The following is a 17672-nucleotide window of genomic DNA, read 5'->3' as shown; positions in this document are numbered from 1 at the left end:
CCTCTGGTTGCTTCTCTGTGGTGGTGAACGTCTTCGCTGCGCTTCGCCTCAGACGACCGGGCGTGCGGTCGCCGTCAGCCCGTTGTCGGCCGCCTCGGCGGCCTCCCCCTGTTGTTTGTTGCTGTGCTTGTCCGGCCGGTCCTTCGGCTCCTGCGCGGCCCCGGCCCGCAGCGCGGCGATCTCGCGCTCGAAGTCGCTCAGCGAGTCGAAGGAGCGGTACACGCTGGCGAACCGCAGGTAGGCGACCTCGTCCAGGTCGCGCAGCGGCGCCAGGATGGCCAGCCCGACCTCGTGGCTGGGCAGCTCGGCGGCGCCCCGGGCCCGCACGGTCTCCTCGACCTTCTGGGCGAGCAGCGCGATGGCGTCCTCGTCCACCGGCCGGCCCTGGCAGGCCTTCCGCACTCCGGCGATGATCTTCGAGCGGCTGAACGGCTCGGTCACCCCGCTGCGCTTGACCACGGCGAGCACGGCCTCCTCGACCGTCGTGAACCGCCGGCCGCACTCGGGACAGGACCGGCGCCGCCGGATGATCTGGCCATCCTCGGCCTCGCGGGAGTCCACGACCCGCGAGTCGGCGTGCCGGCAATACGGGCACCGCATTCGATGGACCTTCTCTCAGTCTACGCCGGATATGTCCGGATAAAACGCACACGAACGTCCAGCGGTCGTCCCTTGGACGGGACTCCGCCGGAAATTACGGTCGGTAAGGGTGATTGCCGAATCCACAACCTGTGGACGACTTACAACCCTGTAACTACTACATCTAGGGGTAGACGCTATGCCGACGACTACGCCGACGCAAGTCAAACGCGGATCCCGACACGAATGTGTCGCCCGTCTCAATACGCTGGACGGCCAGGTGGCAAGGTTCGCGCTGGTCAGCGCGTGCGCGGCAAGATCAACCGCTGTCCGGCATCGATCCCGTACCCGTCCAGGTTATTGAGACGGCGGATGTCCTCGACGGTCGCGTTCCGCCCGCGATCACCCTTCACGCGCCCCGCGATGTCCCACAACGTGTCGCCCGGCTGCACGACGACGGTCGGCACGGGGCCGGGCGGGTCGGCGGCCTGCCCGGGCGCCGAGACGAGGGCGGCGATCCCGCCGACCACGGCGAGCAGGAACACGAACACCACGATGCGACCCCGTCGGGTCAGGCGGATCGGCATGTTCAGGCCCTCGCTTCCGTACAGCCGTTCGATCGAACGGACGTACGATTGTGTACCAGAGCGAGGAGACTGGATTCAAGCGACTCGCCGAAAAAACGGCGCGCCACGTAGTACAGATGTTTGAAACTGTCGCACCTCAGCGTTACGGTGATCCACACACGATCAAGGCGTTTGATCGGGATACCCGAAATGTGCGACAAACCCGGGCCGCCACCCGAAGGCGGGCCGGGCCGACGGGCCGGCCCCACGGCTCGTCCGCGGCGCAGCTCGGCTGCGCGCGCCAACAGAGGGAGGACGACGTGTCAGCCGACGACCGCACCGACGCACCCGCGAGCGAGCCGGCCGAGGTCACCGCGATTGGCAGCGGCGCCCGCCGCGGTGCCCGCCGTCGCGGCGGCGAGCCGGAGATGCGCGCCGTCACGGCGGTGGTCAGCGCCTTCCCCGACCTGTTCGCCGCCGACCTGACCGTCCGCCAGCGCCGCATCCTGGAGTTCATCCGCAGCGCCGTCGAGCGCAACGGCTATCCCCCGAGCGTCCGCGAGATCGGCGAGGCCGTCGGCCTGGTCTCGCCCTCCAGCGTGGCCTACCAGCTGAAGGAGCTCGAGCGGAAGGGCTACCTGCGCCGCGACCCCAACCGCCCGCGCGCCGTCGACGTCCGCCCGCCGAGCGAGCTCGTCGCGGTCGACGAGGAGGCCGCCCGCGCCGCCCGCCCGTCCCCGGCCTACGTCCCGGTCCTGGGCCGCATCGCCGCCGGTGGCCCGATCCTGGCCGAGCAGGCCGTCGAGGACGTCTTCCCTCTCCCCCGCGAGCTGGTCGGCGAGGGCACCCTCTTCATGCTCCAGGTCAAGGGCGACTCGATGCTCGACGCGGCCATCTGCGACGGCGACTGGGTCGTGGTCCGCCAGCAGCCCAACGCCAACAACGGCGACATCGTGGCGGCCATGCTGGACGGCGAGGCCACCGTGAAGACCTATCGCAACCGCGACGGCCACGTCTGGCTCATGCCGCAGAACGCGGCCTTCGACCCGATCCCGGGCGACCACGCCACCATCCTGGGCCGCGTGGTCACGGTGGTCCGCCGCATCTGACCCGGGCCTGTGGCGGGGGCTCTGTCGCTGTTCCGGACCCATGATCGATGGCGACTTTCGGCCGCTATCGCAGCCAGATGCCTCCATTGATCATGGAGCGGCCCCGCCCGGGGCTCAGCGGTGCGGTGCGTAGCCGCGCTCGTGGCCGTCGTAGTCGTCGGGCTGCTGCCCGCGGCCATACACGCCACGCGAGCCGTGGTTGCCCGGCGGCGGAGGCGGAGGCGGGAAGCCGCCCGCCTGGCCGAAGCCCCGCGGGCCCGGAGGCTGGTCGTAGCCGCCCTGGGGCGAGCCGTAGGTTCCGCCCTGCGGCGAGCCGTAGGTCGAGCCACCGCCCGAGCCGCCGCCGGAACCGCCGCCGGAGCCGCCGCCGTAGGTCGAGCCGCCGCCGGAACCGGAGCCGTACGTGGTGCCGCCGCCGTACGTCGTGCCCTGGGGGGCCGGGGACGACGGGGCCCCGCCGTACACGTTGCCGCCGCCGCCGCGGGACGCCGGGGCCGGTTGCGCGCCGTAGACCGTGCCGCCGCCGCGTGGGCCGTCGTCGTCGGGACCGCCGGGACCGCCAGGACCACCGGGGCCGTCGCCGTCCATGCCGCCGACCGAGGCCGCGCCCCGGGCACTACCGGCGGGGCCGGCCAGGCGGCGGGCCGCCCGCGCCCGGCGGATGCCGACGATGCCGGCCACCACCAGGATCAGGCCGACGATGCCGATGGCAGCCACCGCATACGTGATGTCCTGGAGGGTCAGGCTCGCCAGGAAGCCGGGGTCGTCCGACTTCGGCGTGGGCAGGTTGGCGCCCTCGCCCTTGCCCGGCTGGACGTTCGTCGGCGTGTACCGCAGCAGCGGCGCCTTCTTCGAGCCCTCCACGTCGGAGGCCGTGATGTACGTCTTGCCGTCCGCGGAATACGTGATGGCCTCGCCCTGCACCTCGTTGGGCAGCGGGGTGATGCGCGGCTTGCCGCTGGTGATCGCCTTGACCACGTCGCCGCCCGGGACGTCGAACTCGTAGGCGTCCGAATAGGTGCGGATGACCACCTTCGAGCCGTCCGGGGACGTGGCCGCGCCCGTGATCAGCTTCCAGCCCAGCAGGCCCAGCGGGTTGGCCGTCTTGGTGTCCTGGGGGTTGAACTGCCCGACCTTCTTCATCTTCACGCCCGCCTCGGCCTTCGGCTGCAGCGGGCCCTCGGGGACCCACACCTCGCCGACCGGGGTCTTCGTGATGATGATCGGGCTGCCGTCGGCGGCCAGGAGCATCGCCTCGGCGTCGCGCTTCTTGCCGTCCGGATACGCCAGGCGGTTGATCGTCGGCTCCCTGGAGCCGCTCGGCAGGCTCCACACCGCGACCGTCTTGCGCGGCTCCTTGGTGCCGCCGCTCGCCTCATCGTTGTCGCCGATGTCGGCGATCCAGAACGTCCCGTTCTTGTCGACCGCGAGGTCCTCGGGGTCACGGGCCGGGGTCGGGTAGCCGATCGTGCTCAGCAGCTTGCAGTTGTTGTCGAGCTGATAGATCTTGGGCTTGCCGTTGGACTGGCTGTCCTGCACCGCCATGAAGCCGTTGGCCGTGGCCACCAGCCCCGAGATCTCCGTCACCTGCTTGTTGTCGGGGGTGCAGATGGGCTGTCCGGCGCCCGCCACGGCCGGGGACGGCTGACCGGAGGGCGAGGGTGCGGCGGCCGCTGGCGCTGCTGAAAGCCCAGCCAACAGACTGAGAACAGCAGCAGTCCAGGAGCCCACCCGCAGTCGCATCGCACAAGTTTGGCAGAGCCGGACCATTCATGGGTGTGCCCGGTCCGGCTCTCACTCCACGTAATCGCAGAAAAACTACGAGGACACTACAAATGGGGCGAGCTCCGCCGCCAGCGCGTCGTTCACGCGAGCGCGGATGCGCGTTCCCTCGGCCAGGTGAGCGGTTTCGAGCACGTCGCCGATCGAGTGGACGCGCGCGACCAGGTCGCCCCGGTCGTACGGCACCACGGCCGTGAGCTCGATCGCCGGCCAGGGCAGCCGCTGCTCGACGGCGGCCCGGACGTCCTCGATCCCGATCAGGGTGCGCGCCGAGGCGAACACCGCGTCGGGCCACAGGCGCTTGAGCCGCAACTGGGTCTCCTCGTCGGCGGCGTCGACCTTGTTGACCACCAGCAGCTCCGGTACCGCATCCGCACCCACCTCGGCGAGCACCTCCCGCACCGCGCGGACCTGCTCCTCCGGGTCGGGATGCGCGCCGTCGACCACGTGCAGCACGAGGTCGGCCTCCGCAACCTCCTCCAGCGTCGACCGGAACGCCTCGACGAGCTGGTGGGGCAGGTGCCGGACGAACCCGACCGTGTCGGACAGCGTGTACACCCGGCCGTCGGCCGAGCGGCTGCGCCGGGTCGTCGTGTCGAGGGTGGCGAACAGCGCGTCCTCGACCAGCACGCCGGCGCCGGTCAGCCGGTTGAGCAGGCTGGACTTGCCGGCGTTGGTGTAGCCGGCGATGGCCACGCTCGGCACCCGGTTGCGCCGCCGGGTCGCCCGCTTGGTGTCGCGGATCGTCGCCATCGCGGCGATCTCGCGCTTGAGCCGGGCGATGCGGTGCCGGATGCGCCGGCGGTCGGTCTCGAGCTTGGTCTCACCGGGGCCGCGCAGGCCCACGCCACCGTTGCCGCTGGCCGAGCCACCGGCCTGCCGGCTGAGGGCCTCACCCCAACCGCGCAGGCGCGGCAGGAAGTACTGCAGCTGCGCCAGCTCGACCTGGGCCTTGCCCTCCTTGCTCTTGGCGTGCTGCGCGAAGATGTCGAGAATCAGCGCCGTGCGGTCGATGACCTTGACGTTGACCTGCGACTCCAGGGTGCGCAGCTGGGACGGCGACAGCTCGCCGTCGCAGATGACGGTGTCGGCGCCGCTGCTCCGGACGACCGCGCGCAGCTCGTCGACCTTGCCGCGCCCGATGTACGTCGAAGGATCCGGCCGGCCGCGCCGCTGGATCAGCCCGTCGAGCACCAGCGACCCGGCCGTCTCGGCGAGCGCGGCCAGCTCGGTCAGGGAGTTCTCGGCGTCGGTGGCGCTGCCCTCCGTCCACACGCCGACCAGAATCACCCGCTCCAGGCGCAGTTGTCGGTATTCGACCTCGGTGACGTCGGCGAGCTCGGTGGACAGGCCGGCGACGCGACGGAGAGCGTGACGCTCCTCGAGTTCCAGATCACCCGTGTCGAACTCGACCTCGTCCTCGAGGTCCTCGAACGTCGCTCGTGCTCGCAACATGCACTCCTAGGGACTGCCGATACAACCCGTCAATCCTGACACCTCAGACACCCGATGGCACTTGATATTGGCCGTACGTGCATCGACCTGTCACGATCACGCGGTCCCCGGTGCGGCAACGGGGTGAGCGAACGAGTGAGAATGGGGCGGTGACACCTGCCACACACCGTCTGCCCAGCGCCGGGTTCTCCATCACCATCCGCGTTTCCGTCCGCGCCGACGCCTCCGCGATCGGCCGCCTGACCACCGCCGTGGGCGAGGCCGGCGGCATCGTCACCGCCGTCGACGTCGTCGACTCCGACAGCAACAACGTCGTCGTCGACCTCACCACCGACACCGCCGACTCCAGCCACGCCGAGCAGGTCGTGGCCGGCCTGGAGAAGCTCGACGGGGTCGACGTCCGCAAGGTCTCCGACCGCACCTTCCTCCTGCACCTCGGCGGCAAGATCGAGGTCGCCCCCAAGGTCGCCCTCCGCAACCGCGACGAGCTGTCCCGCGCCTACACGCCGGGCGTCGCCCGCGTCTGCCTCGCCATCGCCGAGAACCCCGACGACGCCCGCCGCCTCACGATCAAGCGCAACACCGTCGCCGTGGTCACCGACGGCTCGGCCGTGCTCGGCCTCGGCAACATCGGGCCCTACGCGGCGATGCCGGTCATGGAGGGCAAGGCCGCCCTGTTCAAGCGCTTCGGCGGGGTGGACGCCTGGCCGGTGGTCCTGGACACCCAGGACACCGAGGAGATCATCTCGATCGTGCGGGCGATCGCGCCCGCGTACGGCGGCATCAACCTCGAGGACATCGCGGCGCCCCGCTGCTTCGAGATCGAGGAGCGCCTGCGCGACCTGCTCGACATCCCGGTCTTCCACGACGACCAGCACGGCACGGCCATCTGCGTCCTGGCCGCCCTCACCAACGCCCTGCGCGTGGTCGGCAAGCCGATCGACCAGGTGCGCGTGGTGATCAGCGGCGCCGGCGCGGCCGGCACGGCGATCATCAAGCTGCTGCTGCACCAGGGCGTCGGCGACGTCATCGCAACGGACCGGCCCGGCGCGCTCCACCGCGGGATGACCAACTTGTCAGACTCCTGGCAGTGGCTCGCGGACCACACCAACAAGAACAACTACAGCGGCAACCTGCGCGGGGCCCTGCGCGGCGCCGACGTCTTCATCGGCGTGAGCGCCCCCAACCTGCTCACGGGCGACGACATCGCCACGATGGCACCGAACTCGATCGTGTTCGCCCTGGCCAACCCCGACCCCGAGGTCGACCCGCGGGAGGCCCGCGAGCACGCCGCGATCGTCGCCACCGGCCGCTCCGACCAGCCCAACCAGATCAACAACGTCCTGGCCTTCCCGGGCGTCTTCCGCGGCATGCTCGACGCCCAGGCACGCGAGTTCACCGAGGCGATGGCCATCGCGGCGGCCCAGGCGATCGCCGACACGGTGGGCGAGGACAAACTCAACCCGACCGTCATCGTCCCGAGCGTGTTCGACGCCCGCGTGGCCCCGGCCGTGGCGGCGGCGGTGCGCGCGGCGGCCCGCGGCCCGGCCCTGGACTCAACCCCGGACGGCTCCGCTTCCTAGCCGCCGCCCGCTTCCATAAACGTTGGTCGATCTACCCTCGTTTTGATCACAAAGAGTGCGGGTAGATCGACCAACGTCTCAGCTGTGCCACCGCCCGGCGAACAGGTCCTCCGGGCGCCCGCCCGCCCTTCGCGCCCGCCGCCTCGCTCTTCCCGCGCACTCGCGTCCGCGCTCACTCACGCTCCGCCCCGCGCCCCGCTCCCTGCGCGCCGACCTGCACCCGACCCTGAGCTGCGCCCAGCTCCCTGCGCGTCGGCCTGCACCCCGCCCTGCACTGCGCCCCCGCACCCCGCCCTGCGCTGCGCCCCCGCCCTGCGCTGCGCCCCCGCCCTGCACTGCGCCCCCGCACCCTGCCCCGGGCTGCACCCCGCCCCGCGCCCCGCCCTGCACACTGCACTGCGCCCTGCGCCCCGGCCCGCGCCCTATGCGCCGGCCTGCGTGCCGCGGCCTGCGCCCCGCCCTGCACACTGCCCTGCGAGCCCCGACCTGGGCTCTACCCAGCGCTCCACCCAGCGCGATCTTGGAGCTGCGGCTCCTGACTTATGCCGTCATTTCCGACAAATCCGGGACCACAACTCCAAGATCGCGGGAGTGGGGGGCACCGCCGCGGGCAAACATCGTGGAAGTGGGCGCACCGCAGCGGGCAGGCACGGCGGGCGAGCGTGCAGCGCCAGCGGCAGCGTGCAGCGGCAGCGTGCAGCGGGCAGCGGCAGCGGCAGCAGGCAGCGGCAGCAGGCAGGTGGCTACGAGTGGAGCGGGGCGAGTTGGCGGATCGCCTGGGCGTCGACGTCGCCGTGCGCGACGATCACCGCCGGCCCCCGCAGCAGGCACTCGGCCGGCGAGGACGTCACCGTCAGCCGGCCGCCCGGCACGTCGACGACCACCACGCCCGACTCCAGGCCGGCGTGGTGCAGGGCCACAGCGGCCACCGCGCACACCCCGGAGCCGCAGGACTGGGTCTCGCCCGAGCCGCGCTCGTAGACGCGCATCCGGCGGTACAGGTCGGCGCCCGCGGGCGGGTTGCCGACCGCCGCGAACTCCACGTTCACGCCGGCCGGGAAGATCAGCGGGTCGATCGCCGGGGCCGCGGTCAGGTCGAGCCGCTCCAGGGTCGCCTCGTCGACCGGGCAGACCAGGTGAGGGTTGCCGACGTCGACGGCGGTGCCGGTGAAGACGGCGCCGTTGGTGCCGGCCTCGCTCTGCACGTACACCCGGGGGACCGGCATCCCGGCGGTGATCTCCTCGCCCATGGTGACGGGCACGACGCCCGCCCGCGTGACCAGGTTGAACGTGCCCTCGGGGGCGACCAGGCCAGCCTCCGCCAGGTACCGCGCGTAGACGCGCACGCCGTTGCCGCACATCTCCGACTGGGAACCGTCCGAGTTCCAGTAGTCCATGAACCACTCGGCCGCGGCGGACGAGGCCTCGGCGTCGGGGTGGGCGGCGCTGCGGACCACGCGCAGGACGCCGTCGGCGCCGATCCCGCGGCGCCGGTCGCACAGCGCGGCGACGAACGCCGGCGTCAGCGGGAGCACACCGTCGGGGTCGGGCAGGATGACGAAGTCGTTGCCCGTGCCGTGGCCTTTCGCGAAGCGCATGGCGTCAATCTTGCCGTACGAGCCCGAGCGCCGCCTCGGTGATGTCCGCCGCCGCCCCGTCGAGCCACACGATCCGCGGGTCGCGGCGGAACCACGAGCGCTGCCGCCGCACGAACCGCCGGGTGGCGCGCACGGTCTCCGCCCGCGCCTCCTCCTCCGGGAGGGTGAGAATCTGGTGGTACCCCAGCGCCCGGCCGGCCGTCCGCCCCTCCCGCAGCCCCCGGCGCTCCAGCTCGCGGGTCTCGGCGACCAGCCCGGCCGCCCACATGGCGTCGACCCGGCGGGCGATGCGGGCGTCGAGCTCGGCGGTGTCGACGTCCACGCCGATCTGGATGCTGTCGTACACCGGGCGCGGCTCCGGCAGCCGCGCCGTGAACGTCGACCCGGTGAGCGCGTTGACCTCCAGCGCGCGGACGATCCGCCGGCCGTTGCTCGGCAGGATCCGCTCGGCGGCGAGCGGGTCGGCCGCGGCGAGCCGGGCGTACAGCGGCGCCGGGCCCACCCGCTCGAGCTCCGCCTCCAGCTCGGCCCGCAGGTCGGGGTCGGTGCCCGGGAACTCGAAGTCCTCGAGCACGGCCCGCACGTAGAGGCCGGAGCCGCCGACGAGCAGCGGCACCCGTCCGCGGGCCGCCACGTCGTCGATCGCCGCGCGGGCCAGTTCCTGGTAGACGGCCACGCTGGCCGGCTCGGTCACGTCCCAGATGTCCAGGACGTGGTGCGGGACGCCCTCCCGCTCGGCGACGGTGAGCTTGGCGGTGCCGATGTCCATCCCGCGGTACAGCTGCATCGAATCGGCATTGATGACCTCACCGCGGAGGGCGTGGGCCAGGCGGAGGCTCAGGGCGGACTTGCCGGCGGCGGTCGGGCCGACGATGGCGACGACTGTGGTCACCGCCAGCTCGCCACCAGGTAACCGACCCCGTACGGAGCGTCGTCATACAGCAGCTCGGTGTGCGCCCAGGCGACCCCCTCGGCCGCCCCGGCCAGCACCTGCCACGGCGCCCGCCCGGCGACGAGCAGCTCGCCGGCAAGCCCCGGGTCGACCCGCAGGAGGGCCTCGGTGTCGGCCTTGGCCAGGGCGCCGGCCACGGCGGCGTCGAAGGGCTCGGCGCGCGGGTCTCGGTATCCGGGCGCCTTCTCGCTGCGGCAGGCGGACGCGTCCCCGAGCACCAGCAGCCCGACGCGCGCGGCCTCGGCGGCCAGCCCCCGACCGAGTTGTGCGCATTCGTCCGGCGAGGCGGTCGCCGCGACGCTCTGGAAGCCGCTCGCGGCCGGGGCCAGCCAGGCGCCGATGAGCAGGCTGAGGGGAAGCTGATCGCCACCGAGCTCACCGACCGGCCGGTCGATCCCCCACGGGGACAGGGTCCCACCGAAGGGAGGACGACGGCGTACCGTCGTGGTATCGGCACCAACGACAATGAGCAAGTCGACCGAGGCGCTGGTCAGGTGGGTCACGGCAACGTGGCAGGCAGACCGCAGGTCGTCGAGCTCGTGCGCCGCTCCGGCGGCCACTTCCGGCAGCAACAACGGCGGATGTGGGCAGACCGCGGCGGCGACGAGTGACACGGCATAACGTTATCGGGGACGGTCGCTGCCCGGCCGTGCGACCCGTGCTTGGCACCGGAATGGTCACGGTTCGGCCGCAGGCCCTCGACCGGCCCCGGGGCACACCTGTGACAATGCCCTGGGGAACTTTGCTGTGCGATGGCGGCGCGACGGTGGGATACCCGATCCTGCGGGCGCCGGGAGCGAGGATGGCAGATGAGCGAGCCTACGACGTTTGGACGGATCGACGCTGACGGCAACGTGTTCGTGAAGACGGCCGCGGGGGAACGAGCCATCGGCTCCTGGCAAGCCGGGACGCCGGAGGAGGGCCTCGCGCACTTCGCGCGCCGGTTCGCCGATCTGGTGACCGAGGTCGACCTCATCGAGGCGCGGCTCGGCAGCGGGGCGGCCGACGCCGGTCAGTCGCTGTCCACGATTCGCCGCCTGCGCAGCGGCCTGGACGAGGCGCACGTCGTCGGCGACATCGACGGGCTCGCCGCCCGGCTCGACAAGCTGACCACGATCGCCGAGGAGAAGGCCGGCGCCGCCCGCGCGGCGCGCGACGCGGCCCGCGCCGAGGCCCTGGCCCGCAAGACCGGCCTGGTCGAGGAGGCCGAGCAGATCGCCGCCGAGGCGACCGGCTGGAAGACGGCCGGCGACCGCCTCAAGGAGATCCTCGACGAGTGGAAGTCGATCCACGGCGTCGAGAAGAAGGCCGAGGGCGAGCTCTGGAAGCGGTACGCTGCCGCTCGCGACGCCTTCACCCGCCGCCGCGGCGCCCACTTCGCGTCCCTCGACGCGAGCCGCAAGCAGGCCCAGAGCCGCAAGGAAGAGCTGGTCACCGAGGCCGAGCAGATCGCCGACTCCACCGAGTGGAACGCGACCGCCGCCCGCCTCAAGGAGCTCATGACCGAGTGGAAGGCCGCGCCGCGCGCCGCGAAGGAGACCGAGCAGCGCCTCTGGGAGCGGTTCCGCGCGGCCCAGGACGCCTTCTTCAAGCGCCGCTCGGACGTCTTCAGCGCCCGCGACGCCGAGTTCAAGGGCAACCTGGACCGCAAGCAGGAGCTGCTCGCCCAGGCCGAGAGCCTCGACATCGACGGCGACCCGAAGGCCGCCCAGGCCAAGCTGCGGGAGATCCAGGGCACCTGGCACGATGTCGGGCGGGTCCCGCGCGAGGCGCAGACCGGCCTGGACCGTCGCCTGCGCGCGGTCGAGGACAAGGTGAAGACGGCGATGGACGCGGCCTGGCGCCGCACCCCGCCCGAGGCGAGCCCCCTCCTGGCCCAGATGCGCGAGCAGGTGGCGCGGGCGGAGCAGCAGCTGGCGAGCGCCCAGGCGGCGGGCGACCAGCGCCGCATCCGGGAGGCGGAGAAGGCCCTGGAGTCGAAGCGCAAGTTCCTGGCGATGGCCGAGCACACCGGCTGACGAGGCATCCTCAGTGACGGGCACAGCCCGTCCGACATAAAAAAGTTGACCACTACACGCGTCCTGCGTGTAGTGGTCAACGTCGTTTTCCGCCCCGGTCACCGCGGGCAGTTCGGCCAATCCGCGCCGAACCGCGGCCGGAGCCCCGGTCCGCGCCCATGATCGTGCGGAGAACTTGGCTGTCCCCCGGCAACCAGATGTTTCCCACGATCATGAGCCGGGGCGGGGGGCGGGGCGGCTGCCGGAGAATGCGGAGGCGGGCGGCGGTCAGCCGCAGGTCGTCGCCGCGGGCTGCGGCGGCGGGGCGCCGATCGTCGGCATGCCCAGCGTCACCCCCGGCGTGCGGGTCACCCGGCCGGCCGCCCAGGCGTCGCCCGCCCGGGTGCGGCGGTGGGTGAGGATCGGACCGTCCGCGTTCAGGTGGTGAGGGGCGGCGTAGGTGACCGTGGTGTGAACGATGTCCCCCGGGCGGATGCCCGCCGCCGGGTCGGCCGCGAAGTGGACCAGGCGGCCGTCGCGCGCGCGGCCCGACAGGCGGCCCGTCGCGCCGTCCTTGCGGCCCTCACCGACCGCGACCAGCACCTCGAGCGACGAGCCGACCAGCTTCTTGTTCTCGTCCCAGCTGATCTCTTCGAGGGTGGCGATCAGGCGGTCGTAGCGCTCCTGCACCACGGCCTTCGGCACCTGGTCGTCCATGGTGGCGGCCGGGGTGCCGGGACGCTTCGAATACTGGAAGGTGAAGGCGCTCGAGTAACGGGCCGCGCGGACCACGTCGAGGGTGCGCTCGAAGTCGTCGTCGGTCTCGCCCGGGAAGCCGACGATGATGTCCGTCGTGATGGCGGCGTCGGGCATCGCGGCGCGGACCTTGTCGATGATCTCCAGGTAGCGCGAGGAACGGTACGAGCGGCGCATCGCGCGCAGGACCGTGTCGGAGCCCGACTGGAGCGGCATGTGCAGGGAGTGGCAGACGTTCGGCGTCTCGGCCATCGCCGCGATCACGTCGTCGGTGAAGTCCTTCGGGTGCGGGCTGGTGAAGCGGACCCGCTCCAGGCCCTCGACGTCCCCGCAGGCCCGCAGGAGCTTGCCGAAGGCCAAGCGGTCGCCGAACTCGACCCCGTACGAGTTCACGTTCTGGCCGAGCAGCGTCACCTCCAGCACACCCTCGGCGGCCAACGCCCGGACCTCGGCCAGGATGTCGCCCGGCCGGCGGTCCTTCTCCTTGCCGCGCAGGGCGGGGACGATGCAGAAGGTGCACGTGTTGTTGCAGCCCACCGAGATCGACACCCAGCCGGCGTAGGTCGACTCGCGGCGGGTCGGGAGGGTGGAGGGGAAGACCTCCAGCGACTCCAGGATCTCGACCTCGGCCGAGGCGTTGTGCCGGGCGCGCTCCAGCAGCACCGGCAGCGAGCCGATGTTGTGCGTGCCGAACACGACGTCGACCCAGGGCGCCTTGCGGACGATCTCGCCGCGGTCCTTCTGGGCCAGGCAGCCGCCCACGGCGATCTGCATGTCCGGCTTCGCGTTCTTTGTCGGGCGCAGGTGCCCGAGGTTGCCGTAGAGCCGGTTGTCCGCGTTCTCCCGCACCGCGCAGGTGTTGAACACGACGACGTCGGGGTCGGCGTCGGCGCCCACCGGCACGTAGCCGGCGTCCTCCAGCAGCCCGGAGATGCGCTCGGAGTCGTGCGCATTCATCTGGCAGCCGTACGTGATCACCTTGAAGGTGCGGGAAGCAGTCATGGCAGCGTGAAGTCTAGCCCCCGACGTGGTCGCCGGCCGGATCCACCAACCCGGGCAGCGGTACGTCCACCGCCTCGTGCGGCGGGCGGATCGGGGTGACCGCGACATACCCGTCCAACAGCCACGCGTCGTCGCTGCCCGGCTCCGCGCCGGAGTCGAGCTGCTCCAGGGACATGCGCACGTAGCCGTGGCCCTGCTCCAGCAGCGTCATCTGGACCGTGCCGAACTCGGCGAGGTGGGCCCGCCGGTAGCCGCGCAGGGCGCCCGCCTCGACGTTGGGGACGTTGACGTTGAGCACGAACGGGCCGGTGAGCAGCGGCATGAGGTCGCCGGCCACCTCGGCGGCGGTGTCCCAGTGCGGCACCGCGTCGGACCGCGGGTCGAAGGAGACGGCCAGGGAGACGGCCATCGCCCGGCAGCCGTTGTCGACCGCGGTGAACGCCGCTCCGACGGTGCCGGAGTGCAGCACGGCGGCGCCGGTGTTCGGCCCGCGGTTGATCCCCGACAGGACCACGTCCGGCGGCTCGCCGAACGCGCCCCGGGTCGCGATGAGGACGATGAACGCGGGCGACGCGGAGACGGCGAACGCCGGTACCGCCGACAGCACCCCCGGCAGCATCCGCTCGGCCATGGCGATGCGTCCCCCCGCGTCGACCGCGGTGAGTGACGCACTGGCACCGCTGGCCTCCTTCGCCGGAGCCGCGACGACGACCTCGTGCCCGAAGCGGACGGCGGTCGCGGCGAGGGCGTGCAGGCCGGGACTGTCGATGCCATCGTCGTTCGTGACCAGGATTCGCATGGTCAACAGTGTCGCAGGGTGCCGCCGTTATCCGTCCGTGACCGCTTCGCGGCGGATCGAGGGTATTGGCACCGCTAACGTTTCCACGAAAGCGACCGACGCAGTGAGGCGGACGATGACGGACGAACCTTTGATCGTGCTCAATGGCGTGAACAAGTGGTTCGGCGAGTTGCACGTTCTGAGGGACATCAACCTGTCGATCGGCCGTGGCGAGGTCGTGGTGGTCGTCGGGCCCTCCGGTTCGGGCAAGTCGACGCTGTGCCGCGCGATCAACCGACTGGAGCCCATCAGCCAGGGCGAGATCGTCTTCGACGGCACGCGCCTGCCCGAAGAGGGCCGGCCGCTCGCGCGCCTGCGCAGCGAGGTCGGCATGGTCTTCCAGTCGTTCAACCTCTTCGCGCACAAGACCGTGCTGGAGAACGTGATGCTCGGCCCGGTCAAGGTGCGCAAGGAGAAGGCGGCCGTGGTGCGCGAGCGGGCCATGTCGCTGCTCGACCGGGTGGGCATCGGGCAGCAGGCCCAGAAGTACCCGGCGCAGCTCTCCGGCGGCCAGCAGCAGCGCGCGGCGATCGCCCGCGCCCTGGCCATGCAGCCGAAGGCCATGCTCTTCGACGAGCCGACGAGCGCCCTCGACCCGGAGATGGTCGGCGAGGTCCTCGACGTGATGACCGGGCTGGCGCGGGAGGGCATGACCATGGTCGTGGTCACCCACGAGATGGGCTTCGCCCGCCACGCCGCCAACCGCGTCGTCTTCATGGCCGACGGCCAGTTGGTGGAGGAGGCACCGCCCGCCGACTTCTTCGCGAATCCCCGCAGCGACCGCGCCAAAGACTTCCTCTCGAAGATCCTGACGCACTGACCGGTGCGTTTCCCGGCCGCCCGGCGATCCCGGGCGGCTTAGCGGTAATGGAAGGAGCACGCAAGACATGCGAATCACGCGGATCGCGGCGGTTGCCGCCGTCGCCACGCTGGCGCTGGGCCTTGCCGCCTGTGGCAAGGAGGGCGACCCGGTCCCCGAGACCCCCGGTGGCGCCACGGGTTCGAACGCGCCGGCCAGCGACGCCTGCACCTCGTCCGGGACGACGTTCACGCCGGCGAGCAACGTCGCCATCACGGGCAGCCCGACGTACGACAAGATCAAGTCGGCCTCGAAGGTCGTCGTCGGCGTGAAGTTCGACCAGCCGAACCTGGGCTACAAGGACGCCAGCGGCAAGCGCTGCGGCTTCGACATCGAGATCGCGCAGTACATCGCGTCGAAGCTGGGCGTCGACCCGGCCAAGATCGAGTTCAAGGAGATCCCGTCCGCCAACCGCGAGACGGCGATCAAGAGCGGTGAGATCGACTACTACGTCGGCACCTACTCGATCACCGACAAGCGCAAGGCCGACGTCTCCTTCGCCGGCCCGTACTTCATCGCCGCGCAGGACCTGCTGGTCCGCAAGGACGACTCGTCGATCACCGGCTCCGACTCGATCAAGGGCAAGACGGTCTGCTCGGTGACCGGCTCCACCCCGATCCAGCGGGTGCGCGACCAGAAGCTGACCGAGCCCGGCGGCAAGATCGTCGAGTTCGCCACCTACTCGGAGTGCGTGTCCCAGCTGATCGACAAGAAGGTCGACGCGGTCACCACCGACGACGCGATCCTCAAGGGCTACGCGGCGCAGAACCCTTCGCTGCTCAAGGTCGTCGGCAAGCCGTTCATCAACCCGGCGACGAGCCAGCCGTACCCCGAGAAGTACGGCATCGGCCTGAACCACGACGACAAGGCCCTGCGTGACGCGATCAACGCGGCCCTGGAGTCGGCGTTCGGCGACGGCACGTGGCAGAAGATCTACGACGGAACGCTCGGCAAGTCCGGCTCCGCGGGCAAGCCGCCGGCGCTCGAGAAGTACTAGTCGACACCGTGAAGGGGCGCCGCTCGCGCGGCGCCCCTTCCATCGAAGACCGAGGTCTGCATGGGTTCGTTCCTCAGTGTTCTCACCGACAACTGGGACATCATCGGCCCGCACTTCCTGGCGACAGTCGAGCTGTTCCTGATCGCCGCCGCGGGCTCCCTGGTCGTCGGCACGCTGCTCGCCGCGATGCGGGTGTCGCCGGTCCCGGCGCTGCGCGCGTTCGGCACGTCGTACGTGCTGCTGCTGCGCAACACGCCGCTGACGCTGGTCTTCGCGCTGCTCGTCTTCGCGGTGCCGAAGCTCGACGTCAACATCGACTACTTCCCGAGCGCCTGCGTCGCACTCATCGCCTACACCAGCGCGTTCGTCTGCGAGGTGCTGCGCTCCGGCATCAACACGGTGCCGGTCGGGCAGGCCGAGGCCGCCCGCGCGCTCGGCATGACGTTCACGCAGGTGCTCGGCTCGGTCGTGCTGCCGCAGGCGTTCCGCAACATCGTGCCGCCGATGATGAGCGTGCTCATCGCGATGCTGAAGAACACCACGATCGCGGCCGGTTTCTCGGTCGCCGAGGCCGGCGCCATCCGGGCCTACCTGGCCGAGCGCGGCGAGAACCAGATCCAGGTCCTGCTCTGGGTCACCATCGGCTTCCTGGTCATCATCGCCCCGCTGGTCTACCTGCAGCGGCGGCTGGAGCAGCGCTGGAAGGTCGCGCGATGACGAACGTCCTCTATGACCTGCCCGGCCCCAAGGCGCGGATCCGCAACCGGATCATCGGCGTGGTGAGCGCCGTCGGGATCGTGGCGCTCCTCGTGTACATCGTGTGGCGCTTCAACGAGACGGGCCAGTTCGACGCGATCAAGTGGCAGCAGTTCCAGTACACGGCGATCCAGGAGCAGCTGCTCGACGGCTACCTGACCACGCTGCGCGCGGCCGGTGCCGCGGCGGTCCTGGCACTGCTGTTCGGCGCGATCTTCGCCGCCGCCCGGCTGAGCGACCACGCGTGGTTCCGCGCGCCGTCGACGGTCGTCGTCGAGCTCTTCCGCGCGATCCCGCTGCTGATCCTGATCTTCTTCGCCTACTACGGCCCGCTCCAGCTCGGCTTCAAGATCGAGCCGTTCTGGCCGCTTGTGGTCGGGCTCACGCTGTACAACGGCTCCGTGCTCGCCGAGATCTTCCGGGCCGGCATCGAGGCGGTCGCCCGCGGCCAGTCGGAGGCCGCCTACGCGATCGGCATGCGCAAGACGCAGGTCATGACGCTCATCCTGCTCCCGCAGGCGGTGCGCTCGATGCTCCCGGCGATCGTCAGCCAGCTCGTCGTGCTGCTCAAGGACACGGCGCTCGGCTTCATCATCACCGTGCCCGAGCTGCTGTTCGTGGGCAAGCAGATCGGCGGCCGGCTCGCGTTCGGGCTGCCGTACGTGCCGAGCTACCTCATCGTCGCGGCGATCTATATCGCGACCTGCGGCCTGCTGAGCTGGTTCGCGTGGTGGCTGCAGCGGCGCATGAACCGCGGGAGCCGCAGCATCAAGACCACCGCCCGGCCCGTTCCGGTGACCACCGAGACCGGCAGTGCGGCCGTTTGAGCAGCTCTAGCCCATT

At 71.3% G+C, this 17672-nt stretch carries 16 protein-coding genes; 7 read left to right on the top strand and 9 right to left on the bottom strand.

Annotated features, from left to right (window positions below):
- Nucleotides 1-48 precede the first annotated feature (48 nt).
- Together nrdR and IEZ31_RS34850 are read right to left on the bottom strand one after the other, a co-directional pair.
- Nucleotides 49-600 carry a transcriptional regulator NrdR gene (gene nrdR, locus IEZ31_RS34855; RefSeq protein WP_190254313.1) on the bottom strand — a complete coding sequence of 184 codons (552 nt, stop codon included), beginning with the start codon at nt 598-600 and terminating at the stop codon, nt 49-51.
- Nucleotides 601-878: 278 nt separating this feature from the next.
- Nucleotides 879-1166 carry a LysM peptidoglycan-binding domain-containing protein gene (locus IEZ31_RS34850; RefSeq protein ID WP_229836108.1) on the bottom strand — a complete coding sequence of 96 codons (288 nt, stop codon included), beginning with the start codon at nt 1164-1166 and terminating at the stop codon, nt 879-881.
- Between the two features lie 299 nt (nt 1167-1465).
- Between IEZ31_RS34850 and lexA the strand changes: the two genes are divergently transcribed.
- On the top strand, nt 1466-2254 hold the full coding sequence (gene lexA, locus IEZ31_RS34845) for a transcriptional repressor LexA (RefSeq protein ID WP_190254312.1): 789 nt from the start codon (nt 1466-1468) through the stop codon (nt 2252-2254).
- Nucleotides 2255-2368: 114 nt separating this feature from the next.
- Here the strand turns inward: lexA and IEZ31_RS34840 are convergent, their stop codons facing one another.
- A complete protein-coding gene (locus tag IEZ31_RS34840; protein ID WP_190254311.1) occupies nt 2369-3841 on the bottom strand; it encodes an SdiA-regulated/phytase-like domain-containing protein in 1473 nt (490 codons plus the stop codon).
- A gap of 231 nt (nt 3842-4072) precedes the next feature.
- Nucleotides 4073-5491, bottom strand: a complete 1419-nt coding sequence (hflX, locus tag IEZ31_RS34835) for a GTPase HflX (RefSeq protein ID WP_373294738.1) — start codon at nt 5489-5491, stop codon at nt 4073-4075.
- 110 nt (nt 5492-5601) lie between these two features.
- Between hflX and IEZ31_RS34830 the strand changes: the two genes are divergently transcribed.
- On the top strand, nt 5602-7074 hold the full coding sequence (locus tag IEZ31_RS34830; protein ID WP_373294740.1) for an NAD-dependent malic enzyme: 1473 nt from the start codon (nt 5602-5604) through the stop codon (nt 7072-7074).
- A gap of 743 nt (nt 7075-7817) precedes the next feature.
- Here the strand turns inward: IEZ31_RS34830 and dapF are convergent.
- Genes dapF through IEZ31_RS34815 form a run of 3 tightly spaced genes read right to left on the bottom strand, consistent with a single transcriptional unit; the run spans nt 7818 to nt 10238 of the window.
- Entirely contained in the window at nt 7818-8672 is an 855-nt protein-coding gene (gene dapF / locus IEZ31_RS34825) for a diaminopimelate epimerase (RefSeq protein WP_190254309.1), read from the bottom strand.
- Nucleotides 8673-8676: 4 nt separating this feature from the next.
- A complete protein-coding gene (gene miaA / locus IEZ31_RS34820; RefSeq protein ID WP_190254333.1) occupies nt 8677-9570 on the bottom strand; it encodes a tRNA (adenosine(37)-N6)-dimethylallyltransferase MiaA in 894 nt (297 codons plus the stop codon).
- Nucleotides 9561-10238, bottom strand: a complete 678-nt coding sequence (locus IEZ31_RS34815; RefSeq protein ID WP_190254308.1) for a class III extradiol dioxygenase subunit B-like domain-containing protein — start codon at nt 10236-10238, stop codon at nt 9561-9563. The genes miaA and IEZ31_RS34815 overlap by 10 nt, the downstream gene beginning before the upstream one ends.
- Before the next feature lie 195 nt (nt 10239-10433).
- Here IEZ31_RS34815 and IEZ31_RS34810 point away from each other — a divergent pair, with 195 nt between their 5' ends.
- On the top strand, nt 10434-11642 hold the full coding sequence (locus IEZ31_RS34810; protein WP_190254307.1) for a DUF349 domain-containing protein: 1209 nt from the start codon (nt 10434-10436) through the stop codon (nt 11640-11642).
- A 267-nt stretch (nt 11643-11909) separates the two neighbouring features.
- On the opposite strand, the gene miaB is transcribed toward IEZ31_RS34810, so the two are convergent.
- Together miaB and surE are read right to left on the bottom strand one after the other, a co-directional pair.
- Nucleotides 11910-13379, bottom strand: coding sequence for a tRNA (N6-isopentenyl adenosine(37)-C2)-methylthiotransferase MiaB (gene miaB / locus IEZ31_RS34805; protein WP_229836107.1), 1470 nt, complete (start codon nt 13377-13379; stop codon nt 11910-11912).
- 13 nt (nt 13380-13392) lie between these two features.
- Entirely contained in the window at nt 13393-14178 is a 786-nt protein-coding gene (surE, locus tag IEZ31_RS34800; protein WP_190254305.1) for a 5'/3'-nucleotidase SurE, read from the bottom strand.
- Nucleotides 14179-14293: 115 nt separating this feature from the next.
- Here surE and IEZ31_RS34795 point away from each other — a divergent pair, with 115 nt between their 5' ends.
- From IEZ31_RS34795 to IEZ31_RS34780, 4 genes are all read left to right on the top strand, one after another.
- Nucleotides 14294-15037, top strand: coding sequence for an amino acid ABC transporter ATP-binding protein (locus IEZ31_RS34795; RefSeq protein WP_190254332.1), 744 nt, complete (start codon nt 14294-14296; stop codon nt 15035-15037).
- 67 nt (nt 15038-15104) lie between these two features.
- Entirely contained in the window at nt 15105-16073 is a 969-nt protein-coding gene (locus tag IEZ31_RS34790) for a glutamate ABC transporter substrate-binding protein (protein ID WP_190254304.1), read from the top strand.
- A gap of 60 nt (nt 16074-16133) precedes the next feature.
- Nucleotides 16134-16790: an amino acid ABC transporter permease gene (locus IEZ31_RS34785; protein ID WP_190254303.1), complete on the top strand. Its 657-nt coding sequence runs from the start codon at nt 16134-16136 to the stop codon at nt 16788-16790.
- Nucleotides 16787-17656, top strand: a complete 870-nt coding sequence (locus IEZ31_RS34780; protein WP_190254302.1) for an amino acid ABC transporter permease — start codon at nt 16787-16789, stop codon at nt 17654-17656. Before IEZ31_RS34785 ends, IEZ31_RS34780 begins: the two co-directional genes overlap by 4 nt.
- The last annotated feature ends 16 nt before the right edge of the window (nt 17657-17672 follow it).

Source organism: Dactylosporangium sucinum, from assembly GCF_014647515.1.
Taxonomy (GTDB): Bacteria; Actinomycetota; Actinomycetes; order Mycobacteriales; family Micromonosporaceae; genus Dactylosporangium; species Dactylosporangium sucinum.
The sequence above is the reverse complement of the archived record's forward strand: the minus strand, read 5'-3'. Positions and strand labels throughout refer to the sequence as shown.

Coding starts and splice junctions, on each gene's coding strand:
- dapF (WP_190254309.1), bottom strand. CDS start 8,672: ATGCGCTTCGCGAAAGGCCACGGCACGGGCAACGACTTCGTCATCCTG.
- hflX (WP_373294738.1), bottom strand. CDS start 5,491: ATGTTGCGAGCACGAGCGACGTTCGAGGACCTCGAGGACGAGGTCGAG.
- IEZ31_RS34785 (WP_190254303.1), top strand. CDS start 16,134: ATGGGTTCGTTCCTCAGTGTTCTCACCGACAACTGGGACATCATCGGC.
- nrdR (WP_190254313.1), bottom strand. CDS start 600: ATGCGGTGCCCGTATTGCCGGCACGCCGACTCGCGGGTCGTGGACTCC.
- miaB (WP_229836107.1), bottom strand. CDS start 13,379: ATGACTGCTTCCCGCACCTTCAAGGTGATCACGTACGGCTGCCAGATG.
- IEZ31_RS34810 (WP_190254307.1), top strand. CDS start 10,434: ATGAGCGAGCCTACGACGTTTGGACGGATCGACGCTGACGGCAACGTG.
- IEZ31_RS34790 (WP_190254304.1), top strand. CDS start 15,105: ATGCGAATCACGCGGATCGCGGCGGTTGCCGCCGTCGCCACGCTGGCG.
- IEZ31_RS34795 (WP_190254332.1), top strand. CDS start 14,294: ATGACGGACGAACCTTTGATCGTGCTCAATGGCGTGAACAAGTGGTTC.
- IEZ31_RS34850 (WP_229836108.1), bottom strand. CDS start 1,166: ATGCCGATCCGCCTGACCCGACGGGGTCGCATCGTGGTGTTCGTGTTC.
- IEZ31_RS34780 (WP_190254302.1), top strand. CDS start 16,787: ATGACGAACGTCCTCTATGACCTGCCCGGCCCCAAGGCGCGGATCCGC.
- surE (WP_190254305.1), bottom strand. CDS start 14,178: ATGCGAATCCTGGTCACGAACGACGATGGCATCGACAGTCCCGGCCTG.